Source organism: Nonomuraea wenchangensis (assembly GCF_900111685.1).
In the GTDB taxonomy this organism is placed as follows: domain Bacteria; phylum Actinomycetota; class Actinomycetes; order Streptosporangiales; family Streptosporangiaceae; genus Nonomuraea; species Nonomuraea wenchangensis.
The window spans coordinates 123200-143303 of the sequence record NZ_FOHX01000002.1 but is presented as its reverse complement, the minus strand read 5'-3'; the positions used below and the strand labels follow the sequence as shown (position 1 = coordinate 143303).

At 72.5% G+C, this 20104-nt stretch carries 16 protein-coding genes; 7 read left to right on the top strand and 9 right to left on the bottom strand.

What is annotated here, in order from left to right; translation table 11 throughout:
- Positions 1-4: 4 nt before the first annotated feature.
- Genes BMW85_RS05015 through coxB form a run of 4 tightly spaced genes read right to left on the bottom strand, consistent with a single transcriptional unit; the run spans position 5 to position 3866 of the window.
- Entirely contained in the window at positions 5-385 is a 381-nt protein-coding gene (locus BMW85_RS05015; protein ID WP_091077513.1) for a hypothetical protein, read from the bottom strand.
- Entirely contained in the window at positions 382-993 is a 612-nt protein-coding gene (locus BMW85_RS05010; protein ID WP_091077511.1) for a cytochrome c oxidase subunit 3, read from the bottom strand. The genes BMW85_RS05015 and BMW85_RS05010 overlap by 4 nt, the downstream gene beginning before the upstream one ends.
- The gene (gene ctaD, locus BMW85_RS05005; protein ID WP_091077507.1) at positions 990-2891 is read right to left on the bottom strand and encodes a cytochrome c oxidase subunit I; all 1902 of its coding nucleotides are present in this window, start codon (positions 2889-2891) and stop codon (positions 990-992) included. The genes BMW85_RS05010 and ctaD overlap by 4 nt, the downstream gene beginning before the upstream one ends.
- Positions 2892-2894: 3 nt before the next feature.
- Positions 2895-3866, bottom strand: a complete 972-nt coding sequence (coxB, locus tag BMW85_RS05000; RefSeq protein ID WP_091077505.1) for a cytochrome c oxidase subunit II — start codon at positions 3864-3866, stop codon at positions 2895-2897.
- Between the two features lie 184 nt (positions 3867-4050).
- Here coxB and BMW85_RS04995 point away from each other — a divergent pair, with 184 nt between their 5' ends.
- Genes BMW85_RS04995 through BMW85_RS04975 form a run of 5 tightly spaced genes read left to right on the top strand, consistent with a single transcriptional unit; the run spans position 4051 to position 8111 of the window.
- Positions 4051-5901, top strand: coding sequence for a cytochrome c biogenesis protein CcsA (locus tag BMW85_RS04995; RefSeq protein WP_091077502.1), 1851 nt, complete (start codon positions 4051-4053; stop codon positions 5899-5901).
- A complete protein-coding gene (locus BMW85_RS04990) occupies positions 5898-6416 on the top strand; it encodes a TlpA family protein disulfide reductase (protein WP_091077499.1) in 519 nt (172 codons plus the stop codon). Before BMW85_RS04995 ends, BMW85_RS04990 begins: the two co-directional genes overlap by 4 nt.
- Positions 6413-7303: a cytochrome c-type biogenesis protein CcmH gene (locus BMW85_RS04985; protein ID WP_091077497.1), complete on the top strand. Its 891-nt coding sequence runs from the start codon at positions 6413-6415 to the stop codon at positions 7301-7303. Before BMW85_RS04990 ends, BMW85_RS04985 begins: the two co-directional genes overlap by 4 nt.
- Positions 7300-7641, top strand: a complete 342-nt coding sequence (locus BMW85_RS04980; RefSeq protein ID WP_091077495.1) for a hypothetical protein — start codon at positions 7300-7302, stop codon at positions 7639-7641. The genes BMW85_RS04985 and BMW85_RS04980 overlap by 4 nt, the downstream gene beginning before the upstream one ends.
- A complete protein-coding gene (locus BMW85_RS04975) occupies positions 7638-8111 on the top strand; it encodes a MerR family transcriptional regulator (protein ID WP_091077493.1) in 474 nt (157 codons plus the stop codon). Before BMW85_RS04980 ends, BMW85_RS04975 begins: the two co-directional genes overlap by 4 nt.
- Here the strand turns inward: BMW85_RS04975 and BMW85_RS04970 are convergent.
- From BMW85_RS04970 to BMW85_RS04960, 3 genes are all read right to left on the bottom strand, one after another.
- A complete protein-coding gene (locus tag BMW85_RS04970; protein ID WP_091077491.1) occupies positions 8059-13539 on the bottom strand; it encodes an ATP-binding protein in 5481 nt (1826 codons plus the stop codon). The two genes, BMW85_RS04975 and BMW85_RS04970, sit on opposite strands and share 53 nt — an antisense overlap.
- Positions 13540-13710: 171 nt before the next feature.
- Complete coding sequence (locus BMW85_RS04965) at positions 13711-14472, bottom strand: group II truncated hemoglobin (RefSeq protein ID WP_091077489.1); 762 nt, start codon at positions 14470-14472, stop codon at positions 13711-13713.
- A 59-nt stretch (positions 14473-14531) separates the two neighbouring features.
- The gene (locus tag BMW85_RS04960; RefSeq protein WP_091077487.1) at positions 14532-15407 is read right to left on the bottom strand and encodes a VOC family protein; all 876 of its coding nucleotides are present in this window, start codon (positions 15405-15407) and stop codon (positions 14532-14534) included.
- A gap of 129 nt (positions 15408-15536) precedes the next feature.
- Here BMW85_RS04960 and BMW85_RS04955 point away from each other — a divergent pair, with 129 nt between their 5' ends.
- Positions 15537-16106, top strand: a complete 570-nt coding sequence (locus tag BMW85_RS04955) for a TetR/AcrR family transcriptional regulator (RefSeq protein WP_245774629.1) — start codon at positions 15537-15539, stop codon at positions 16104-16106.
- Positions 16107-16168: 62 nt separating this feature from the next.
- Complete coding sequence (locus BMW85_RS04950) at positions 16169-16678, top strand: ArsR/SmtB family transcription factor (protein ID WP_091077484.1); 510 nt, start codon at positions 16169-16171, stop codon at positions 16676-16678.
- Between the two features lie 12 nt (positions 16679-16690).
- Here BMW85_RS04950 and BMW85_RS04945 read toward each other — a convergent pair whose 3' ends face one another.
- Both BMW85_RS04945 and BMW85_RS04940 read right to left on the bottom strand, forming a co-directional pair.
- Positions 16691-18157, bottom strand: coding sequence for a non-reducing end alpha-L-arabinofuranosidase family hydrolase (locus tag BMW85_RS04945; protein ID WP_091077481.1), 1467 nt, complete (start codon positions 18155-18157; stop codon positions 16691-16693).
- Positions 18158-18400: 243 nt separating this feature from the next.
- Positions 18401-19879: an endo-1,4-beta-xylanase gene (locus BMW85_RS04940; protein ID WP_091077480.1), complete on the bottom strand. Its 1479-nt coding sequence runs from the start codon at positions 19877-19879 to the stop codon at positions 18401-18403.
- Between the last annotated feature and the right edge of the window lie 225 nt (positions 19880-20104).

Below are 20104 nucleotides of genomic sequence, written 5' to 3'. Positions count from 1 at the left end.
GCCGTCACCCGCATGCGGCCAGCACCGCCACCGCGACCGCGCCGAACACGATCATCAGGCAGGACAGAGCGTCGAGCCCGAGCCCCAGCTCGGCCAGGAACCTCGCCCGCCGTTCCCGCCGCCCCTCCGGCTCGGTCAGGTGACGCAGGCGCAGCCGCCACGCGACGGCCAGCGCCGCGACCGCGACGACGCCGGGCAGGACGGTGGCCAGCAGCGCGAAGAGGCGCACGGGGATGCCGGCCACGTCGCGGTGGCCGATGGAGCAGGCCACCTCCACCACGGCCCAGGCCACCAGCAGGTGCAGCGCCCAGGCCAGCACGCCGCCCACGACGGCGAAGGCCAGCAGCCACCGCGCCGCCCGCCGGGTGCTCGGCCGCGTGGTCACAGGCGCGGGCTCAGGTAGAGGGAGAACAGGATGGCCAGCCATACCCCGTCCACGAAATGCCAGTAGAACGACACGATCCGCACCCGCTCGTGATGGGTGCGGCCGAACTTGCCGGCCAGCGCCGCCACCAGCGTGAAACCCACCATGAGCAGGCCGGTGAAGACGTGCGTGCCGTGGAAGCCGGTGATGACGTAGAACAGCGAGCCGTAGGTGTTCGTGGTCCAGGTGAACTCCGACAGCTTGGTGGCGTACTCGCTGATCTGGACGCCCAGGAAAGCCGCGCCGAACAGCATCGTGAGCGCCAGCATGCCCCTGAGCAGCCACCGCCGGTCGTGCCTGATCGCCCAGTCGGCCCAGACCATCCAGACGCTGCTCGTCAGCAGCAGCCCGGTCATCGCCAGCGGCTTGGCCAGCTCGGGCTTCTTGATGCCCGGCGGCGGCCACTCCGCGGAGGTCAGGAACCGCAGGTAGAAGTACGAGGCCAGCAGGCAGGCGAACAACGTCGCCTCGGTGGCCACGAACAGCACCATCCCCCACCAGGACGGGGTGCGGCCCTTGGGCGCGCTGCTCAGCGCCTCGGGCTCGGTGATCTCGTCGATCGTGGTCATGCCCGCGCGGCCTCCCTCGGCCAGAGCCAGCGGATGAGGACCAGTGCGGTCGCGACGCCGAAGGCGACGGCGAAGCCGGGCCGGTCGAACAGCAGGGCGGCGACGGCCAGGAACAGCGAGCCCGCGCCGGCGAGCGGCAGCCACGAGTGCTCCGGCATCTCCAGCGGCCCCTCCGGCTCGCCGTCCAGCTCCGAGGTGCGCAGCACCAGGTGCCCGTCGGCCAGCACCCGCGCCTCGGACGTCGCGCCCTCGGCGAGCGAGGCGCGCGAGCGCTCGTCCCACATCGGGTGCAGGCTGTGGACGGTGGGGATGACCGCGAAGTTGTACGGCTTCGGCGGGGACGCCGCCGCCCACTCCAGCGTCTCGCCGCCCCAAGGGTCGGCGGGCGCGACCGGGCCGCGCCGGTGCGCGTACCAGAGCGTGCCGAGCACGACCAGCAGCCCGGCGGTCAGCAGGTAGGCCCCGATGGTCGCGGCCATGGCCCACGGTTCCCAGCCGATGCCCGACGGGAAGGTGTAGACGCGGCGCGGCATCCCCAGCAGCCCGGAGACGTGCATGGGCAGGAACGTCAGGTTGAACCCGGCGAAGGTGAGCCAGAACGCCCAGCGCCCGGCCCGCTCGCTCGTCATCGTGCCGGTCAGCTTCGGCCACCAGTGGAACAGCCCGCCGATGATGGGGAACACCGCGCCGCCGAACAGCACGTAGTGGAAGTGCGCGACCACGAAGTAGGAGTCGGTGACCTGCTGGTCGAAGGGGACGACGGCGAACATCACCCCGGTCACGCCGCCCATCGTGAACACCACGATGAACCCGGCCGCCCACAACATCGGCGTCTTCAGCACGACCCGGCCCATGAGCATGGTGGCCAGCCAGGAGAAGACCTGGATCCCGGCGGGGATCGACACCACGATGCTGGCGGCGGAGAAGAACGTCAGCGACAGCTGCGGCAGGCCCACCGCGAACATGTGGTGCACCCACACCCCGAAGCTGATCACCCCGGTCGCCACCGTGGCCAGCACGATGAGGCTGTAGGCGGCGATCGGGCGGCGGGCGAAGACCGGCACGATCGAGGAGACGATGCCGAGCGCGGGCAGCACGATGATGTACACGTCGGGATGGCCGAACAGCCAGAACAGGTGCTGCCACAGCACCGCGTCCCCGCCCGCCGCCGGGTTGAAGAAGTGCGTCCCGAACCGGCGGTCCAGGAAGAGCAGGAAGTTGGCGGTGTTCAGCGGCGGCAGCGCGAACACCACCATGAACGAGGTGACCACCAGCGCCCACACGAACACCGGCACCCGGTTCAGCGTCATGCCGGGCGCGCGCAGCTTCAGCGCCGTGGAGATGAAGTTGATCGCGCCCGCCGTCGTGGACACGCCCAGGAACAGCAGCCCCAGCGTGTAGACGTCCAGATTGGGGCCGGGGGCGAAACGGGGGCCGGTGAGCGGCACGTACGCGAACCACCCGCCGTCCGGCGCGGCGCCGAACGGCAGGCTGCCGAACAACAGCACCCCCGCCAGCGCGAACACCCAGTAGCCGAAGGCGTTCAGCCGCGGGAAGGCCATGTCCCTGGTGCCCAGCATGAGCGGGAACAGGAAGTTGCCGAACCCGAACAGCATCGGCGTCGCGAACAGGAAGATCATCGCGGTGCCGTGCAGGCTGAAGAGCTGGTTGTAGGTCTGCGGCGCGACCACGCCGGCGTCCGGGGCGATGAGCTGGGTGCGCATCACCACGGCCTCCAGCCCGGCCAGCGTGAAGTACACGCCGGCGGTCACCAGGTAGCGGCGGCCCACGCGCTTGTGGTCCACCGTGGTCAGGAAGCCGCGCAGGCCGGGCGGCTCCTGCCAGCGGCGCGCGACGCGCTCGGCGGCGCTCGCCCGCGCCCCGGTGACGGTCTCCACGTGCTACTCCAGACTGTCCAGATAGGCGGTGATGACCCGCAACTGCTCCGGCGCGAGCGGCTGCGGCGGCATACGGTTGCCCGGCTTGTACGCCTGCGCGTTCGCGATCCAGGCGGCCAGGTCGGCCGGCGTGTTGTGCAGGGTGCCCGCGCCGAGGAAGCGGCGTCCGCCGACGTGCGTCAGGTCCGGCCCCTGCTTGCCCGCCGCCGACGTCCCGGCGACCGTGTGGCAGGAGGCGCAGGACGCCGCCTCGAACACCTGCCGCCCCTCGCCCGCCGCGGTCGCCGGCCGCGACTGCCGGGCCAGCCACGCGGTGAAGGCGGCGTCCGGCTCGGCCACGATGTGCAGGGCCATCCGGCCGTGCTGGGTGCCGCAGTACTCGGCGCACTGACCCCGGAACAGGCCCGGCCGGTTCGCCGTGAACCACATGTCGTTCACCCGTCCGGCGACCAGGTCGGTCTTCACCGTGAGCTGCGGCACCCAGAAGCTGTGGTTGACGTCGGCGGTGCGCAGCCGTACGTGGACGGTGCGCCCGACCGGCACGTGGATCTCGTTGGCCGTGGTGAAGTGCGAGGCGGGGTAGCGGACCTCCCACCACCACTGGTGCCCGGTCACCTCGACGGTCAGCGCCTTCGGGTCACGCGGGTCCTCGAACGCCCGCATCGCGTCCAGGCCGGTCAGGTACGTGAAGGTGAGGATGACGGCGGGGACGGCGAGCCCCCACACCACGACGAACCGGCGTCCCGACGCGGTGCCCGCGGTCGCGTCGCGGCGCCGCGCGACCGCCCACAGCACCAGGACCGTGACCACGACGCACACCACCACGGCGATGCCGAACAGCAGCCACCACAGACCGGCCACCCGCGCCGCGCCGGGACCGCCCGGCGACAGCGCCGACGGGGCGCCGGCGGAGCAGGACGCGGCGAGGAGCGGCGCGCAGGCCGCGGCCGTGCGCCCGATCTTCGTTGCCGCCACGCTCGGAGCCTCCCGTCCCCCTGTCCGCGCAGGCTAACCCGGAGCCTCGACCCGGCCCGCTCGCCACGCCAGCGACCTGGGGAAACTTGTCCAGCGCGGCGGTCGGCGCGATGCTGGCCGTGCCTCCCTCCGGATCCGTCGTTCTTCGGGAGGTAGCCGTGTCCGACCGCCGGGCCGCGCGACCGTGATCAACGTCCTGGGCGCCGCCGCGCTGTGGTGCGGGCTGGCCGCGTCGTTGGCCGCCGCGCTCACCTGGCCGCGCGCCCGTAGCCGCGCCCTGGCGGTCGGCGGCACGAGGGCGGCGCTCGGCGCCGCGCTCCTCGCCTTCCTGCTGCTGGAGACCGCGCTCGTCACCCACGACTTCGGCGTGGGGTTCGTGGCCCGGCACGGCGGACGTGAGGTGCCGCTCTTCTTCACGGTCACCAGCCTGTGGTCGGCGCTGGAAGGATCGCTGGTCCTGTGGCTGCTGATCCTCACCGGCGTCGCCGCCGTCGCCGCGCGGGCCCGCGATCCGCTCCAGCCGGTGGCGATGACCGTCGTCATGCTGGTCTGCGCCGCGTTCTTCGCGCTCACCGCGCTCGCCGCCGACCCCTTCGTGCCGGCCGACCCCGTCCCGGCGAACGGGCCGGGCCCCGACCCGCTGCTGCGCGGCAACCCGCTGATGGGGGTGCATCCGCCGCTGCTCTACCTGGGCTTCGCCGCCCTGGTGGCGCCCTTCGGGTACGGTGTCGCCTGCCTCGTCACCGGCGGCACGGCTCCGGCCCGCGTCAGGGCCTGGACGCTGGCCGCGTGGATCCCGCTGACCGCCGGGATCGTGCTCGGCGCGTGGTGGTCGTACGGGGTGCTCGGGTGGGGCGGCTACTGGGAGTGGGACCCCGTCGAGAACGCCTCCCTGATGCCCTGGCTGCTCGCCACGGCGCTGCTGCACGCCGTCAGGACGCGCTCGCTGGTCAACTGGACGACGCCGCTGGCCGTGGGGGCGTTCCTGCTGGTGCTGCTCGGCACGTTCCTGACCCGGAGCGGGGCGGTGGCGAGCGTGCACTCCTTCACCCGCTCGGAGGCGGGGCCGGCGCTGCTCGGGCTGCTGACGGTCGCGCTGGTCGGCGCGGGCGGCCTGCTCGCCCGGCGGGCGCGGCAGCCGCGGCCGGCGGCCCGGCCGGACCCGGCGCTCCTGCTCGGCTGCGCGCTCCTGACCGTGCTGGCCGGCACCGTGCTGCTCGGCACCCTGTTCCCCGCCGTCGCCGAGTTCCTGCACGGCGAGCAGGTGTCGGTCGGGCCGCCGTACTACGACCGCACCGTGGTGCCGGGCCTGCTGGCGCTGGTCGTCCTCATGGGAGCGGGCGTGCGCCGCGCGGGCCGCGGCCTGGCCGTGCCCGTCGCGGCGGGGGCCGCCACCGTCGCCTGCCTCGGGTTCACCGGCCGCCACCCCGTCATGGCCCTGGTCGCCTTCGGGGCGGCGGCGTTCGCGCTGGCGGCGCTCGCGGGACGCCTGCTCGGCCCGGCCCGCGAGCGGCTCGACCGCAGACGCGCGGGCGCGCTGCTCGCGCACGCGGGGGTCGCCCTGGCCGCCGTCGCCGTCGCCGCCTCCACCGCCTACGCCGAGGAGAGCCAGGGCCGGCTCCAGCAGGGCGGCTCCCTCCTGGCTGGCGGCTACAGCGTGCGGCTCGACGGCGTCGAACGGCAGCGGACCGGTGACGCCATGACGGCGACCGCCCGCGTCACCGTCACCCGCGAGGGACGGCTCGCCGGGGTGCTGCGGCCCTCGCTCGTGTTCTTCCCCGCCCGCGGCGGCTCGCCGGTCGCCCGGCCGGCCATCCGCGGCGGGCTCGCGGGCGATCTGTACGTGTCCGTGACGGAGATCGACCAGGAGGGGACCGAGGTGATGCTGCGGGTGGCGGTGAACCCCCTCATGGGGATGCTCTGGGGAAGCGGCGGCCTGATCGCCCTGGGCGGCCTCCTCGCCGCGCTCCCCATGGGCCGCGGGCGAACCCGCACCTCCGGGGCGGCCCGACGCGAGGAGGTGACGGTGGCATGAGGCGGCTGCCGGCCGTCGTCGCCGTCGTTGTGGCCTTGCCGATGCTGGTGGCCGTGCTCGTCCACGCCCTCGGCGACGACCGGGAAGGGACGTGGATCGCGCCCGAGCGGCGCAGGCCCGACCTGTCCGGTCACACGCTCGACGGGCGGCCGTTCACGCTCGCCGGCCTGCGCGGCAGCCCGGTCCTCGTCACCGTGTGGGCCTCCTGGTGCGACCCGTGCCGCGAGGAGTTCCCGCTGCTCGTCGCCGCCGCACGCGACCTGCGCGGCGTCCGTGTGCTCGGGGTGGACCTGCGCGACGCGGCCGGCGCGGCCCGCGCGTTCCTGACGGAGACGGGCGCGACGTCCTTCCCGCACCTGTCCGACCCCGACGGGCGGCTCGCTCTCGAACTCGGGGCGCGGGGCGTGCCGGAGACGTTCCTGCTCGACCGGGACGGCTTCGTCGTCGACCGCCTGATCGGCACGCTCACCCCCGGCTGGATCGAGGCGCACGTGCCGCCGCTGCTGGACCCATGATGGCCAGGCTCGCCGCACTGATCCTGACCGTGCTCGCCGCCCTGGCGCTCTGGAACTCCGCCCAGAGGGAGCCCGGCCTGGCCGAGCGGACGCACGACCTCGCCGCGATGGTGCGCTGCCCGGACTGCTCGGGCGTGTCGGCGGCGGAGTCGTCCTCGGCGATGGCCCTGTCGGTCCGGGCCGAGATCGAGCGCCTGCTGCGCGCCGGCGTCGGCGACGACGACATCCTCCGGCATTTCCGGCAGCGTTACGGGGACTGGATCCTGCTCTCCCCGCCGATGACGGGGCTGCCGCTGGCGCTCTGGGCGCTTCCCGCGGCGGCCGTCCTGGCACTGATGCCCCTGGCCGCGCGCCGACGGCGCCCGCCGCCTCGCGGCTCCTCGGCAGCGTACGCGCCCGTGGCCGCCAAGACCGTGCCCGTGGTCGCGCTCGGCGTCCTGGCCGTCGTCGCGGGGGCCGTCGTGATCCGGGTGAGTCACGAACCCGCGCGACCGGTGACGGCGGACCAGCCCGACGACCCGGTGGCCAGGGGACGGCTGCTCGCGTCCGCCGGCGACCACGAGGGCGCGGTCCGTGCCTACCGGGAGGCCCTGCGCCGGCGTCCCGACGACCGCGCCGCGCTCTCCCTGCTCGGACTGCAGCTCATCGAGACGGGACGGGCCGCCGAGGCCGTGTCCCTGCTGAGGAAGGTGGCCGACCGCCGGTCACGGGACGCCGACCTGCTGCTCGTCCTCGGCACGGCGCAGCTGGCCACCGAGCCGGAGCGGGGCCGCCGCACGCTCGCCCGCTTCCTGACCGTCGCCCCCGCAGGACACCCGGCGGTGCCGCGGATCCGTGACCTCCTCTTGCATTCGGTACCCAGGTACGGGCTTAACGTCGGAACATGACGGAAAACCTCGCCCCTGATGAGGTATGGGCTCCCTCCGCGTGCACGCTGCCCACGGTCGAGCGGCCACTGCGGGTGGCCGAGTTCGATGCGCTGTTCGCCGAGACCGTCCGGGCGGTGCGGCGGCCCGGGCGGGAGCGGCTGCGGCTGGAGCTCGCCCCTGGCCCGGACAACGCCGCCAGGGCCGCCGAGCTGGCGGCGCGGGAGAGCGGCTGCTGCTCCTTCTTCACCTTCGTCCTCACCGTCGCCGACGGCGGTCTCGCGCTGGAGGTGGCGGTGCCGCCGGAGCACGTCGAGGTGCTGGACGCGCTGGCCGAACGCGCGGGGAGATCGGCGTGAGGCAGGACCCCGACGGCCCGTACCTGCGCAGCGGGCAGGTCGCCGAGCGGGCCGGGGTCAACCCGCAGACCCTGCGTTACTACGAACGCCGGGGGCTGATCGCCGAACCGGCCCGCAGCCCCGGCGGGCACCGCGCCTACCCGCCGGACACGGTCACCCTGCTGACCGTGATCAAGGCGGCCCAGCGGCTCGGCTTCACCCTGGACGAGGTGGCCGAGCTGCTCGACACCGGGCGGCGCGGCCATCCCACCCCTGACCTGCGGGCCCGCGCCCAGGCCAAGATCGCCGAAGTGGACGCGAAGATCGCCGACCTGACCACGATCAGGACGGCGCTGGGCCAGGTGGTGAGCGCCGGCTGCGACAGCCTGACGCACTGCACCTGCCCCGACTGCCCGCTGCCCTTCGCCGACCTCGCCCTCAGGAGCGGGAGGCCGCCGGGCCGGCCAGCCCGCGCTCGATGGCCTCGATGATCCGGGGACGCAGCTCCGCGACGCTGACGATCGCGTCCACCGAGCCGACCTCCACGGCCCGCTGGATGCTGTGCACCCGGTCGAACTCCGCGGCGATCTCGCCCAGCTTCTCCGCCCGCACGGCCGCCTGCACCTCCACGAGCTGGGCGTTCAGCACCGCCCGCTCGGCCCCGGTGAGCCCCGAGAGGCGCCCCTGCAGCTCGGTGACGCGCGCGTCGGTCGCCGTGCGGTGGTTCACCTCGCCGGCGAACACCACGGCGGCCGCCGGCGCCCCGCCCAGCACCGAGGCGAACGAGCCTTCCAGCGCGAGCACGGTCATGTTCGGGTTGAGCGCCTTGGAGAACACCACGAACGCCCCGCCGTGGTAGCGCGAGATCACGCAGAACACGATCGGGCCCTCGAAGTTGACGATCGCCCGGCCGATCTCCGCGCCGTACTCGAGCTGGAGCTTGCGCATCGACTCCGGCGAGCCGTCGAAGCCGGACAGGTTGGCCAGCACCACCAGGGGCCGGTTGCCGGACGCCGCGTTGATCGCGCGGGCGGTCTTCTTCGACGAGCGCGGGAAGAGCGTGCCCGCGGTGTAGGTGTCGGGGCCGTCGGTGGGCGGGAAGCCCCGCCTCGGCACCGCGCGGGACTCGATGCCGATCAGGCAGACCGGCCGGCCGCCGATGTGCGCGTCCTGGACCGCGGCCGTCTCCGCGTCGGCCATGCCCGCCCAGCGCTCCAGCACCGGATGGTCCTGGTCGGCCAGCGCGCGCATCACCGTACGGATGTCGAACGGCTTCTTGCGGTCCGGGTTGTGCTCGGCCGAGAAGATCTCGCCCACCGTGGCGAAGTCGCTGCCCGCGACCGCGTGCGGGAAGGGCGAGATGTCCCGGTCGGCGGGGTCGCTGGTGACGGCCCGCCGCGGCCCGGTCTCGCCGGGCGCGACGTAGGTGTGGTCGTAGTGCGCCATCAGCACGTCGTGGGCGGCGCGCAGGTCGGGGGCCCAGTATTGCGCCTGGCCGTTCGGGCCCATGACGCGGTCGTAGCCGCCGATGCCGAAGTTGTCCTCGGCCGACACCCCGCCGGAGAAGTCCAGCGACTGCTTGCCGGTGAGCACCATCGCCGAGTCCGGGGTCATCACCAGGACGCCCTTGGTGTGCATGAGCATCGTCGCCTCGGCGTTCCAGTAGGGCTGGGCGCCGACGTTGATCCCGGCGACCACGACGTTGATCTCGCCGCCCGCCTGCGTGAACGTGACGATGCGCTTGAGCGCCGCCGCGACCCAGTCCATGTTCTCGGTGCCCGAGGTCATCGAGATCCGCGCGCCCGCCGACAGCGCGTACCACTCCAGCGGGACGCGCATCCGCTCGGCGAGGTCGAGCGCGGCGATCACCCGTGAGCACTCCGGCTCCGACAGCGCGCCCAGCGCCTTGGTCGGGTCGCCGAGCAGGACCACGCGGGTGACGCCCTCCGGGTGCCGCTCGGTCGGCGTCGAGACGACGCCCGCCACGATCGCCGCGGTGTTGCGGCCCTTCGGCCGCTCCACCGGCACGAGCGCGCCGTGCTCGTCGAGGTCGTGCTCGACGAAGCGGCCGAGCATGGCGCTCAGCTCGTACGGGTAGACGTTGCCGCGCCGGGCGGCCCGCAGCACCTTCTGGCGGTAGTCGTCGAGTGGCAGCACCGGCTCCGTCGAGGGCTTCTCCACGTGCAGGGTCGCGCCGCGGCCGGCGTCGAGCGTGATGCGCACGGCGACCTCGCTCAGCTCGCCCGCGGCGTTGCGCTGGCGGGCCACGAACAGGACCTCCTCCAGCCCCGCGCCCACCGTGGTCGGCAGGATGCGCTGGACCAGCGCGTTGAGCTCGTCGTGCGAGATCTCGGTGGCCGGCCAGACGTACATCATGATGCGGTTGGTGTCGAGGCGCTTGTTCTGCGGGCGCTGCGCCTGGAAGTTGCGGATCGCGTCGAGGCCCGCGGTGAGCGCGTCCTCGACGGCCGGCAGCGCGACCAGCCTGCCGTCGGCCTCGCGCAGCGGCGTCAGGTCGCGGACCTGGCCCATCGCGAGCAGCCGCTCGTCGGTGGGGTTGCTCTTCGCGACGGCCTTGAACAGGTAGATCTCCTCGTCGACCGACGGCAGCCGGGTGAGGTCGAACTCGCGCCATCGTTGGAGCTGGAGGCGCTGCGCGATCTGCGGATGGATGCCGCGGATCAGCCGGTCCTCGGCGAAACCCGTCCCGTCGGGCCGGAAGGTGAAGTGGTGGTGCATCACGGCGCCGCCGGTGCCGGCCACGATGACGGTGATCCGCTGGACGCCCGCGGGCCGCGCGTGCTCGGCGACGAGCCCGTCCAGCCGTACGGCCAGGGCGTCGTCGTCGGGCTGGTCCTCCCAGGTGACGTAGACGTCCACGGCCATCTCGGGCCCGTCGGCCTCGGCGGTGAGCGTGGCGGCGGCCCTGAGCGCGTCCGGCAGGGCGGTGATGTCGGCGGCGGTGGCGACCACGCGGATCGCGCCGTCCGAGCCCGCGCGGGTCGCCGTGACGAACCGGCAGCCGTCGATGTCGCGCGCGACGACCTCCGACAGCCCGCGGTTGCCGTAGTAGCGCCGGGTCAGCACCTCCAGCAGCGGCGCGTGGTCGCGCCCCGGCCGGCCGATCCGCTGGCCGAGCAGCCGGACCAGCGGCTCGGCGCTGGCCACCATCGCCTGGATCCGCTCGGCGCGGTCGGGCGCGTGCGGGTCGCGGTCGAGGTGGCGCAGGTGGCCGCGGACCGCCGCGTACACCTCGGCGCGGTTGCGCCGCAGCAGCGGCTGGGCGAACCAGCGGAACACCACGCCGCGGGCCAGGTCGGTCAGCGTGGGGAAACGTACCTGGGTGGCCTCGACCAGGTGCTCAAGGGTGAGCCCCGCGGGCTCGCTCAGCGACTCCAGCGGCGGCGGGCCGGCCAGCCACCGGCGCAGCAGCTCCGACACGATCGCGACGCCCGCGCTCATCCGCTGCTGCGCCAGGAAGATCCGGAACACCGCGGACTCCAGCTCCGGCGTCCGGTCGAGACTCGTGACGCCGTAGTGGGCGAGGACCTTGGCGAGCTTGGCCTGGAAGCCCTCGGTGAGGCCGGCGCGTTCGACGTCGAGGCTCTGCAGGTAGCTGTGGAAGAACTCGCGCGGGCTGTGCACCGCGCTGTCGGACCCGGCGCCGAGGTCGCCGCTCGGCTTGTTGCGGCTCAGCTCGCACAGGTCGGCGAAGACGGTGAGCAGGTCGAGCTCGCCTTCGAGCACCTGGCCGCCCAGCTCGTCGCGGGCGGACACGTAGTCCGACAGCACCCGCTGGTGGCCCTGCGGATCGGCGTCGAAGCCCAGCAGCAGCCCGCGCAGGTGCCGCAGGCCGCGCTCGGCCCGCTCGGCCGCGGGGGCGTCCGCCGGCTCGGCCGGCAGGTCGATCTCGGCGACGCCGGACTCCTCCTGCGGGCTGTCGTCGGTGAGCGGCTCCAGGCGCATCAGGGCCGCGCCGGTCTCGACCTGGCTCCCCACCGGGACCGGGCACTCGCGCACCCGGGCGCGGAACGGCGCGCGCAGCACCGTCTCCATCTTCATGCTCTCCAGGACCAGGATGGGCGCGCCCGCCTCGATCTCGTCGCCCACCGCCACCGGCGCCGCCACGACCAGCGCGGGGGCGGGGGAGCGGACCACGCCGCCCTCGTCGCGGCTGATCCGGTGGGTGACGCCGTCGACCTCGACCAGGTGGGTCGGGCCGTGGGCGGCCGCCACCAGGCGGAAACGGCGGCCGTTGACCACGATCTGGCCGCTGTGCGCGTCGAACCGGTCGACCTCGACGTCCGCGTGGTGCGCGTCGCCGCCGCCGGAGACGCCCACCCGGAACCGCTCGGGACCGACCCTGGCCACGCTCACGCGGTAGCCGACGCCGCGGAGCTTGAGGTCCAGCGGGCGGCCCGGGTCGTGCCGCACCTGAGGACGGCCGCCGTAGGCGGTGGACAGGAGCCGGCGGAGGCTGAGCTCCTCCTCGTCGCGGTAGGCCCTGATGGCGGCGGCGACGAGGGCGACGGCGGAGTGGCGGTGGCTGACCAGGCGGCCTTCGGCGCGTACGCGGTCGATCCAGCCGGTGTCGGCCCGGGCGGTGACGACCTCGGGCTGGTCGAGCAGGTCGAGGATGAAGCTCTTGTTGGTGGCGCCGCCCTCGATGATCACGGTGATGTCGGTCATCGCCCGGCGCAGCCGGCCCAGCGCCTGCTCGCGGTCGCGGCCGTACGCGATGATCTTCGCGATCATCGAGTCGAACGCGGCCGGGATGACGTCGCCCTCCCTGACGCCGGTGTCGACGCGGATGCCGGGCCCGGCGGGCAGCACCAGGCGCGCGACGCGTCCGGGGGACGGCGCGAAGTCGCGGTCGGGGTCCTCGGCGTTGAGCCGGGCCTCGACGGCGTGGCCGGTCTCGACCGGCGGCGGCCCCTCCAGCCTGCCGCCCGCGGCCACGTGGAGCTGCAGCCGGACCAGGTCGGTGCCGGTGGTGACCTCGGTGATGGGGTGCTCGACCTGCAGCCGGGTGTTGACCTCCAGGAAGGCGAACAGCTCCTCGCCGGGGTGGTAGAGGAACTCCACGGTGCAGGCGCCGCGGTAGCCGACCGCTTTGGCCAGCCGCTCGGCCGACGCCTTGAGCTCGGCGGCCTGCTCCTCGGTCAGGACCGGGGAGGACGACTCCTCGATGACCTTCTGGTTGCGCCGCTGGACCGAGCAGTCGCGTACGCCGAGCGCCCACGCGGTGCCCTGGCCGTCGGCGACGACCTGGACCTCGACGTGCCGGGCCCCCGTGACCAGCCGCTCCAGGAACACCACGCCGGAGCCGAACGCGCGCAGCGCCTCCTGGCGGGTGCGCTCGTAGGCGTCGGCCAGCTCCTCCTCGGAGGTGATCACGCGGATGCCCCGGCCGCCGCCGCCGGCGCTCGCCTTGAGCATCAGCGGGTAGCCGATCTCCTGGCCGGCGCGCAGCGCCTGCTCCAGGGTGGCCACCTCGCCGCGGCTCCACGGCGCGACCGGGACGCCGGCCTCCTCGGCGAGCAGCTTCGCGCCGATCTTGTCACCGAGCCGGCGCATCGCCTCGGCGCCGGGCCCGATGAAGGTCACCCCGATCTTCTCGCACAACTCGGCGAAGGCCGGGTCCTCGGCCACGAAGCCCCAGCCGACCCAGGCGGCGTCGGCCCCGGTCTCGACGAGCGCCCGCTCCAGGACGGCGTGGTCGAGGTACGGCCGGGCCGAGGCGGGCCCGAGCAGATGCGCGAGATCGGCCTCCCGGACGAAGGTGGCGTCACGATCGGCGTCGGTGTAGAGGGCGACCGTCTCGATCCGCGCCCCGGTCTCCGCCGAGAGGTCCCTGACCGCGTGGATGAGCCGCATCGCGGCCTCTCCGCGGTTGACGATGGCGACACGTTTGAACACCGACTGATTCTCCCCGCTGTCACGTGCGCGAGGCGACGTTCATCGCATCGCGTCGCCTCCACCCGTTCCACGGTGCTCGAACATCATCATTCGCGGCGCCATATGGAGGCCGCCACATTGTAAAAGATCCGCCTCGTGACGGGGTGTGCGCGTCGTCGTTACCGGCGGGTATCAGCCCTGGTAAGGCGGCGCGACGCCCCACCCCCAATGCGGCACCGGGGCCTGCTCGACGGGGGTGGCGCCGGGCTGGGAGTTGGCCAGGGCGAGCCTGGTGCCCCATTCGATGTAGCCCATGAACGCGGCGCGGAACTCCGGGTCGTCCGGCAGCCCGACCTCGTCGGCCGCGTCGACCAGCAGGTTGACCCAGCGGCGGCGCTGCTGCTCGCTGATCCCCTTGTCGCGGTGCATGCCGAGCATGTGAGGGTAGCCCCCGCGCTCGCCCGTGTAGCGGGCCGGGCCGCCGAACACCTCGGCCAGCCACATGGCGACGAAGCGGGGGTGGCCGGGGTCCATGTGGGCGAACAGCGGCCCGACGACGTCGTCGGCCTTGACCAGCTCGTAGAAGCGCTCGGTGAGCCGTTCGAGCGCCTCGGTGCCGCCGGCCCACTCGTGCAGGGAGGGGACGGAGGCGCCGGGGCCGCGCACCTGGGTCTGCTCGTAGTGGCGCATCTCCTCGATCTGCTCCACGTAGGGGCGGATCTCCTTGAAGAAGGCGGGGAAGTGCTCGCCCGCCCTGAAACCCTTCAGGTGGTCCTCGGCCGAGGTCCAGGTGATGCGCAGGATGTAGCAGGCGGGCTCGTCCACGCAGCGGCTGAGCTCGTAGTCCACGCACTGCGGTGCTTCGGCGAGCGACCGGGCCGCCCTGCCGTAGGCGGCCTCGAACTCCGCCGAGGCCTCGGCGGGTATGCGATAACGGATGTACTCCACGATCACGATGGTTCCTCTCGGAGGGTGTAATCATGTAAGCACACCCGCTGTCCGGCGGCGACCTCTCAGCTCTGGACGAACGCGAGCGGCACGCCACAGGCGTCACCGGCGGAGACGTAGAAGCCGTCCGGGGTGATCCGGGTGGGGATGCCGTTGCCCTCGATCAGCCGGCGTGCGGCGGTCAGGTCGCGGACGGCGACGGTGTGCGCGGCCAGCAGGGGAACGGCGGGCAGGTCGTGTCCGGGCAGGAAGTGGTCGAGCGCGGACCGCGGCAGGATCTCCACCCGGCCGTGCCGCAGCGGCAGCACCCGCTTGGGGCCGTCGATCCACACGTCGGAGTCCACGATGCGGGCGTAGCGCTCCTCGTGCTCGTCCACCTCGTCGTCGGGCACGACCATCAGCACGCCGTGCAGGCCGGTCGCGCCGTTGGGGTGGTCGAGGTAGCGGGGCTGGTGCACGTACTGCGGGGTGAAGTGCTGGGTGGCCTGCAACGCGCCCTCGGGGGTGTGCGCGGCGTCGACGCGGACGCTGTCGGCGCGTACGGTCCGCGGCCCCTCGGGGGTGGTGACCTCGCGCTCCAGCCCGCGGACGCCGGTGGAGGCCAGGCCCGCGGCGTGCAGCCGTTCCGCCGTGGCCCGCACGTCACGGGAGCCGAGCGTCATCAGCAGGCCGCGGTAGGTCCGGCGGAGCTGGTGCACGCCCCAGGGGTCGGGCGCGGCAGGGTCCACGATGCCGAGGAGCTCGATGAACGACTGCCCGAAGTAGGCGCAGCGGTTGGCCGTGCAGGTGGGCGTCAGGGGACCGCCGGGCCGTTCGGTGAGCTGGTGGGGCGAGACGGGGCTGAGGGTGAAGCCGAGTGCCTGGTAGCGGGCGGACGTCGCGGCGAGGTCCGTCGTGATGAGGACCGTGTGGTCGATGTAGTCGATGTCGGGGTGGGTCATGCGTGAATTCCTTTGAGGGCGATGAACGGAACCATCCGTCCTCCAATCTTGTCAGCGGCAAGATTGGAGGAGATTCGCCATCTTGTCAATGTCAAGATAAGGTGAGGTCGCACCGCGACAGCACCGGAGGTGAGCGGGATCAGCCAGCAGGGCTACCACCACGGCAACCTGAGGCGCGCCGTCATCGACGCCGCCCTCCAGGCCATCAGCGAGTCCGGCCCGGCCGGATGGAGCCTGCGCGAGCTCGCGCGCCGCGCCGGCGTCTCGCACGCCGCCCCCGCCCACCACTTCGGCGACAAGCAGGGGCTGCTCACCGCCGTGGCCGCCGAGGGGTTCGCGATGTTCGCCGACGCCCTCGAACGGGCCGCCGACGACGTGTGGGAGATCGGCGTCGCCTACGTCCGCTTCGCCATCGACCACCGGCCCTATTTCGAGGTGATGTTCCGGCCCGAGCTGTACCGCGGCGACGACCCCGGCGTGCGGTCCGGGCACGAGCGCGCCGCCGGCGTGCTCATCGCCGGCGCCGCCGCGCTGGCACCCCGCCCGGCGGACGACCGGCTGACCACGGTCGCCGCCTGGTCGCTGGTCCACGGCTTCACCAGCCTGTGGCTGAGCGGCGCGCTGCCGGAGAGCGCCGACGGCGATCCTGAGGCGCTCGCCCGCTCGATGATCCGGCTCGTCTTCGGCGCGATCCGCTGAGACCCCGGTCAGGCGGGCCGGCGACCTTCCCCAAGGGTTGTTGGAGAACCTATGATCCGACCGTGTCCTCGGAAGATGAGCTAGTACCGCTGCGCGCCCTGGCCAACCCGCTGCGCATGCGCATCGTGTCGCTGCTCACCGGCGCGTCGATGTCGGCCACCGAGGTCGCCGACGAGCTCGGGATCGCGCACGCCTCGGCCAGCTACCACCTGCGCCGGCTCGCCGAGGCGGGCTTCCTGCGGCAGGTGGACGAGCCGCCGCCGCCGGGCAAGGGCCGGCCGCGGGTGCGCTACCGCTACGACCCGTCCAGCGCCGAGCGCATCGACCGGTCCGACGGCAGGCAACTCCTCCACCAGGCGATGAGCGACGACCTGGCCAGGCGCCTCACCGAGACCGAGCGCCAGCGCATGTCCATGGACGCCGAGGTGTGGCTGCCCAGGCCCGTGTGGGAGGAGATCGTCGGCCTGGTCGGCCAGGCCGTCGCGCTTCTGCACGACGGAGCAGGAGCGCCGCACGAAGGCGTCAAGGTCAGCATGACCGCGCTCCTGCTCGAACTGCGTGACGAACGATGAGTCAGACCGAGGTCAGCGCTGCAGGGTCAGCAGGCCCGGCCGGTAGGGCAGGAGGCCGTAGTCGCCGCCCGAGCTGGGGCTGCGTCCCTGGTAGAGCAGTTGCAGGTTGCATGGGTCGACGGTGAAGGTCTGGTCCGCGCTGGTGCGGATCAGCTCACCGTGGCTGATGTCGTTGGTCCAGGTGGCGCCGCTGTTGGCCTTGCCGGCGAACGGGTTGCTCTCGCTGGCGGCCTGGGGGGTCCAGGTGCCGTTCAGGCTGGTGGCGGTGAAGGAGCGGAAGTACCGGCCCTGCGAGCCGATCGCCTCGACGAGCATGAGGTACTTGTTCTGGCCCTGGAGCTTGTAGACCTGGACGGCCTCGAAGAGGTTGTTGGTCGAGTCGCTCATGATGACGGTCGAGGTGGAGCCGAAGCTGCCGGGGAAGTTCCCGATGGGCATGCTCGCCCGGTAGATCTTGCCGTTGTCGCCGGCGAAGAACAGGTACATGTTCGTGCTGTCGCCGATGACCGTCTGGTCGATGGGCCCGGTGCCGGAGCCGGAGATGCTTCCGGAGAAGAGCACCTGCTGCGCGGACCAGCCGTTGGGGTTGGTGGGGTCGGTGGAGGTCCGGTAGGAGAAGGCGGTGCCGCCCCACTGGTAGGCGAGCACCCAGAGGTTCCTCGGGGCGAAGTAGAAGAGCGTGGGCGCGACGGTCGAGGAGGACATGGCGTTCTGGCTCGCCGAGGCCATCTCGGACCAGTTGGTGAAGGGGGTGAAGTTCATCGAGCCCCATCTCGTCCCCGTGTCGTGCGTGGTGGCGTAGACGAGGTGCTTGCCGTTGTAGGGGGCGACGGTGAAGTCCTTGAGCGAGACCCAGCCCGACTTCGGGGTGGCCAGGGCGCCGGTCGAGCTCCATCGGTAGGTCGACGGGAGGTCGCACTGGCCGGGGTTGCCGGGGTTGCCGGTGTCGCCGTCCACCCGTACGAACTGCCACTGCTGGTTGGTGCCGCCCCAGTCGTCGTACTGGACGATGTTGCCGCCGTCGGCGGTGGAGGCGCCCTGCACTTCGAGCGCCTTGCCGCTGTGGCGGGAGATCAGCCGTACGTAGCCGTCGGCGCTGTCGGCGAGCCGCCATTGCTGGTTGGCGCCGTTGGTGTCGGTCCACTGGACGATGGCGCCGCCGTTGGCGGTGGACCAGTTGTACACGTCGAGGACCTTGCCGGAGTGGCGGGACTTGACGCGGTAGTAGCCGCCGCCTGAGTCGACGAACTGCCACTGCTGCTGGTTCTGGTTGTTGCGGGTCCACTGGGTGATGCGTCCGCCGTCCGCGGTGGACAGGTTGTAGACGTCCAGGGCCTTGCCGCTGTTGCGGTTCACCAGGACGTACCAGGCGTTGGTGTCCACGGTGGCGGCGTTGGCGGGCTGGGTCTGCAGGGCGATGAGCAGGCTCGCCAGTAAGGCGGTCAGCGTCGCCAGGACGGACAGAGGTCTGTGCTTCATCGGGGCTCCATTGTTAGCGCTAACAAGAATTGGTGCGGAGCGTTGTCGCGGAGTACATCCGACGGGCGGCCCGGCGTCAACGAGAGAGGTCTCCCGCCGAGCCGGGCCGTGCCGTCACACCGCCTTCCCTCCTGGGGCTTCGCCTCCGGGACGACCGCGCCGCACCCCTCGTCCGCCTGAAAGTTTCAAGGGGCGGATGGGTAACTTGCGGTCGTCCGGAGGTTAAGTTGCTGTCCGGACCTACTAGGCCGGGGTGTAGGTCCACTTCTGGTTGGTGCCGCCCCAGCAGGAGTAGAGCTGCAGCCCCGTGCCGTTGCCGGTGCCGGCGCCGACCGCGTCGAGGCACAGCCCGGACTGGACGCCGGTGATGGTGCCGTCGGAGTTGACGCGCCACTTCTGGTTGTCGCCGCCCCAGCAGGAGTAGATCTGGATCTTGGCGCCGTTGCCTGTGCCCCCGGCGTCCAGGCACTTGTTGCCGTACACCCGCAGCTCCCCTGCGGAGGTCTGCGTCCACTGCTGGTTGGTCTGGCCGTTGCAGTCCCAGAGCTGGACCCCGGTGCCGTCGGCGGTGCCGGCGTTGGGCACGTCCACGCAGCGGCCGGAGGCCGTCCCCTTGATCTGGCCCGCGGTGCCGCCGCCCGGGTCCTGCGTCGGGGTGGTGGTCGGGGTGCTGGTGGCGCCGCCGTTGAGCGCGTTCAGCACGGAGGTGTAGGCGGCCTTCTTGTTGCCGTTGCCGTCGAATAGCAGCGCGGAGGCGCCGGAGCCGAGCCAGGAGTCGGTGTCACGCACCCCCCAGACCGTGATGCCGGCGCACCGCGACACCGCCAGGCAGTCGTTGACGACGTTGGCGTACGTGGTGGCCGAGCCGCCCTGGATGTCCAGCTCGGTGATCTGCACGTCCACCCCCAGCGCGGCGAAGCTCTGGATGGTCGTGCGGTAGTTGCTGTTGTAGGGGCTGTTGCCGTTGAAGTGCGACTGCAGGCCGACGCAGTCGATCGGCACGCCGCGCGACTTGAAGTCGCGGACCATGTTGTAGACGCCCTGCGTCTTGGCCCAGCTCCAGTTGTCGATGTTGTAGTCGTTGTAACACAGCTTGGCCGCGGGGTCGGCGGCGCGCGCGGTGCGGAAGGCGACCTCGATCCAGTCGTTCCCGGTGCGCTGGAGGTTGGAGTCGCGCCGGCCGCCGGAGTTGCCGTCGGCGAAGGCCTCGTTGACCACGTCCCAGGCGTAGATCTTGCCCTTGTAGTGGCCCACGACGCCGTTGATGTGGTCGATCATCGCCTGGCGCAGCGAGCTGCCCGACAGCGACTGCATCCAGCCCGGCTGCTGGTTGTGCCAGGCCAGGGTGTGCCCGCGCACCCGCTTGCCGTTCTGCACGGCCCAGTTGTAGACCCGGTCCCCGTTGGTGAAGTTGAACTGCCCCCGGTTGGGCTCGGTGGCGTCGATCTTCATCTCGTTCTCGGCCGTCACCATGTTGAACTCGCGGTTGGCGATCGTCGTGTAGGCCGAGTCGCCGAGCTTGCCGGCGGCGATGGCGGTGCCGAAGTAGCGGCCGCTCTGGGCGGCCGCCGCGCCCAGCGTGCTCGCCGCGGCGTCGGCGGGGATCGCCGTCGCGAACGCCGCGACCAGGCCGATCGCGCCGAGCGCGCCGGCGATCATTGCCCGGCGGCGCCCGCCGGGCGGGCGGTGTTCGGCAGGTGGGGACATGGCGTTGACGCGCATGACTGAGCCTCCATAAGCGAATCGGAGAGAGAACGTGCGGGACGCGCCCGCAGGACCGACGCCGCGCGATGGAGAACGCGCACCACGAGGGCGTCGTGACGGCGGTCCCTGCCGTGCGCCACCGATGCGGCAGGGAGATCGCCTCGGGGACTCAGTGTGAGGACGCTCGCCGAAACTTGTCAAGAATGCAGTGAAACTTTTCGTGCCGTTCTGCCTGGGATCTTG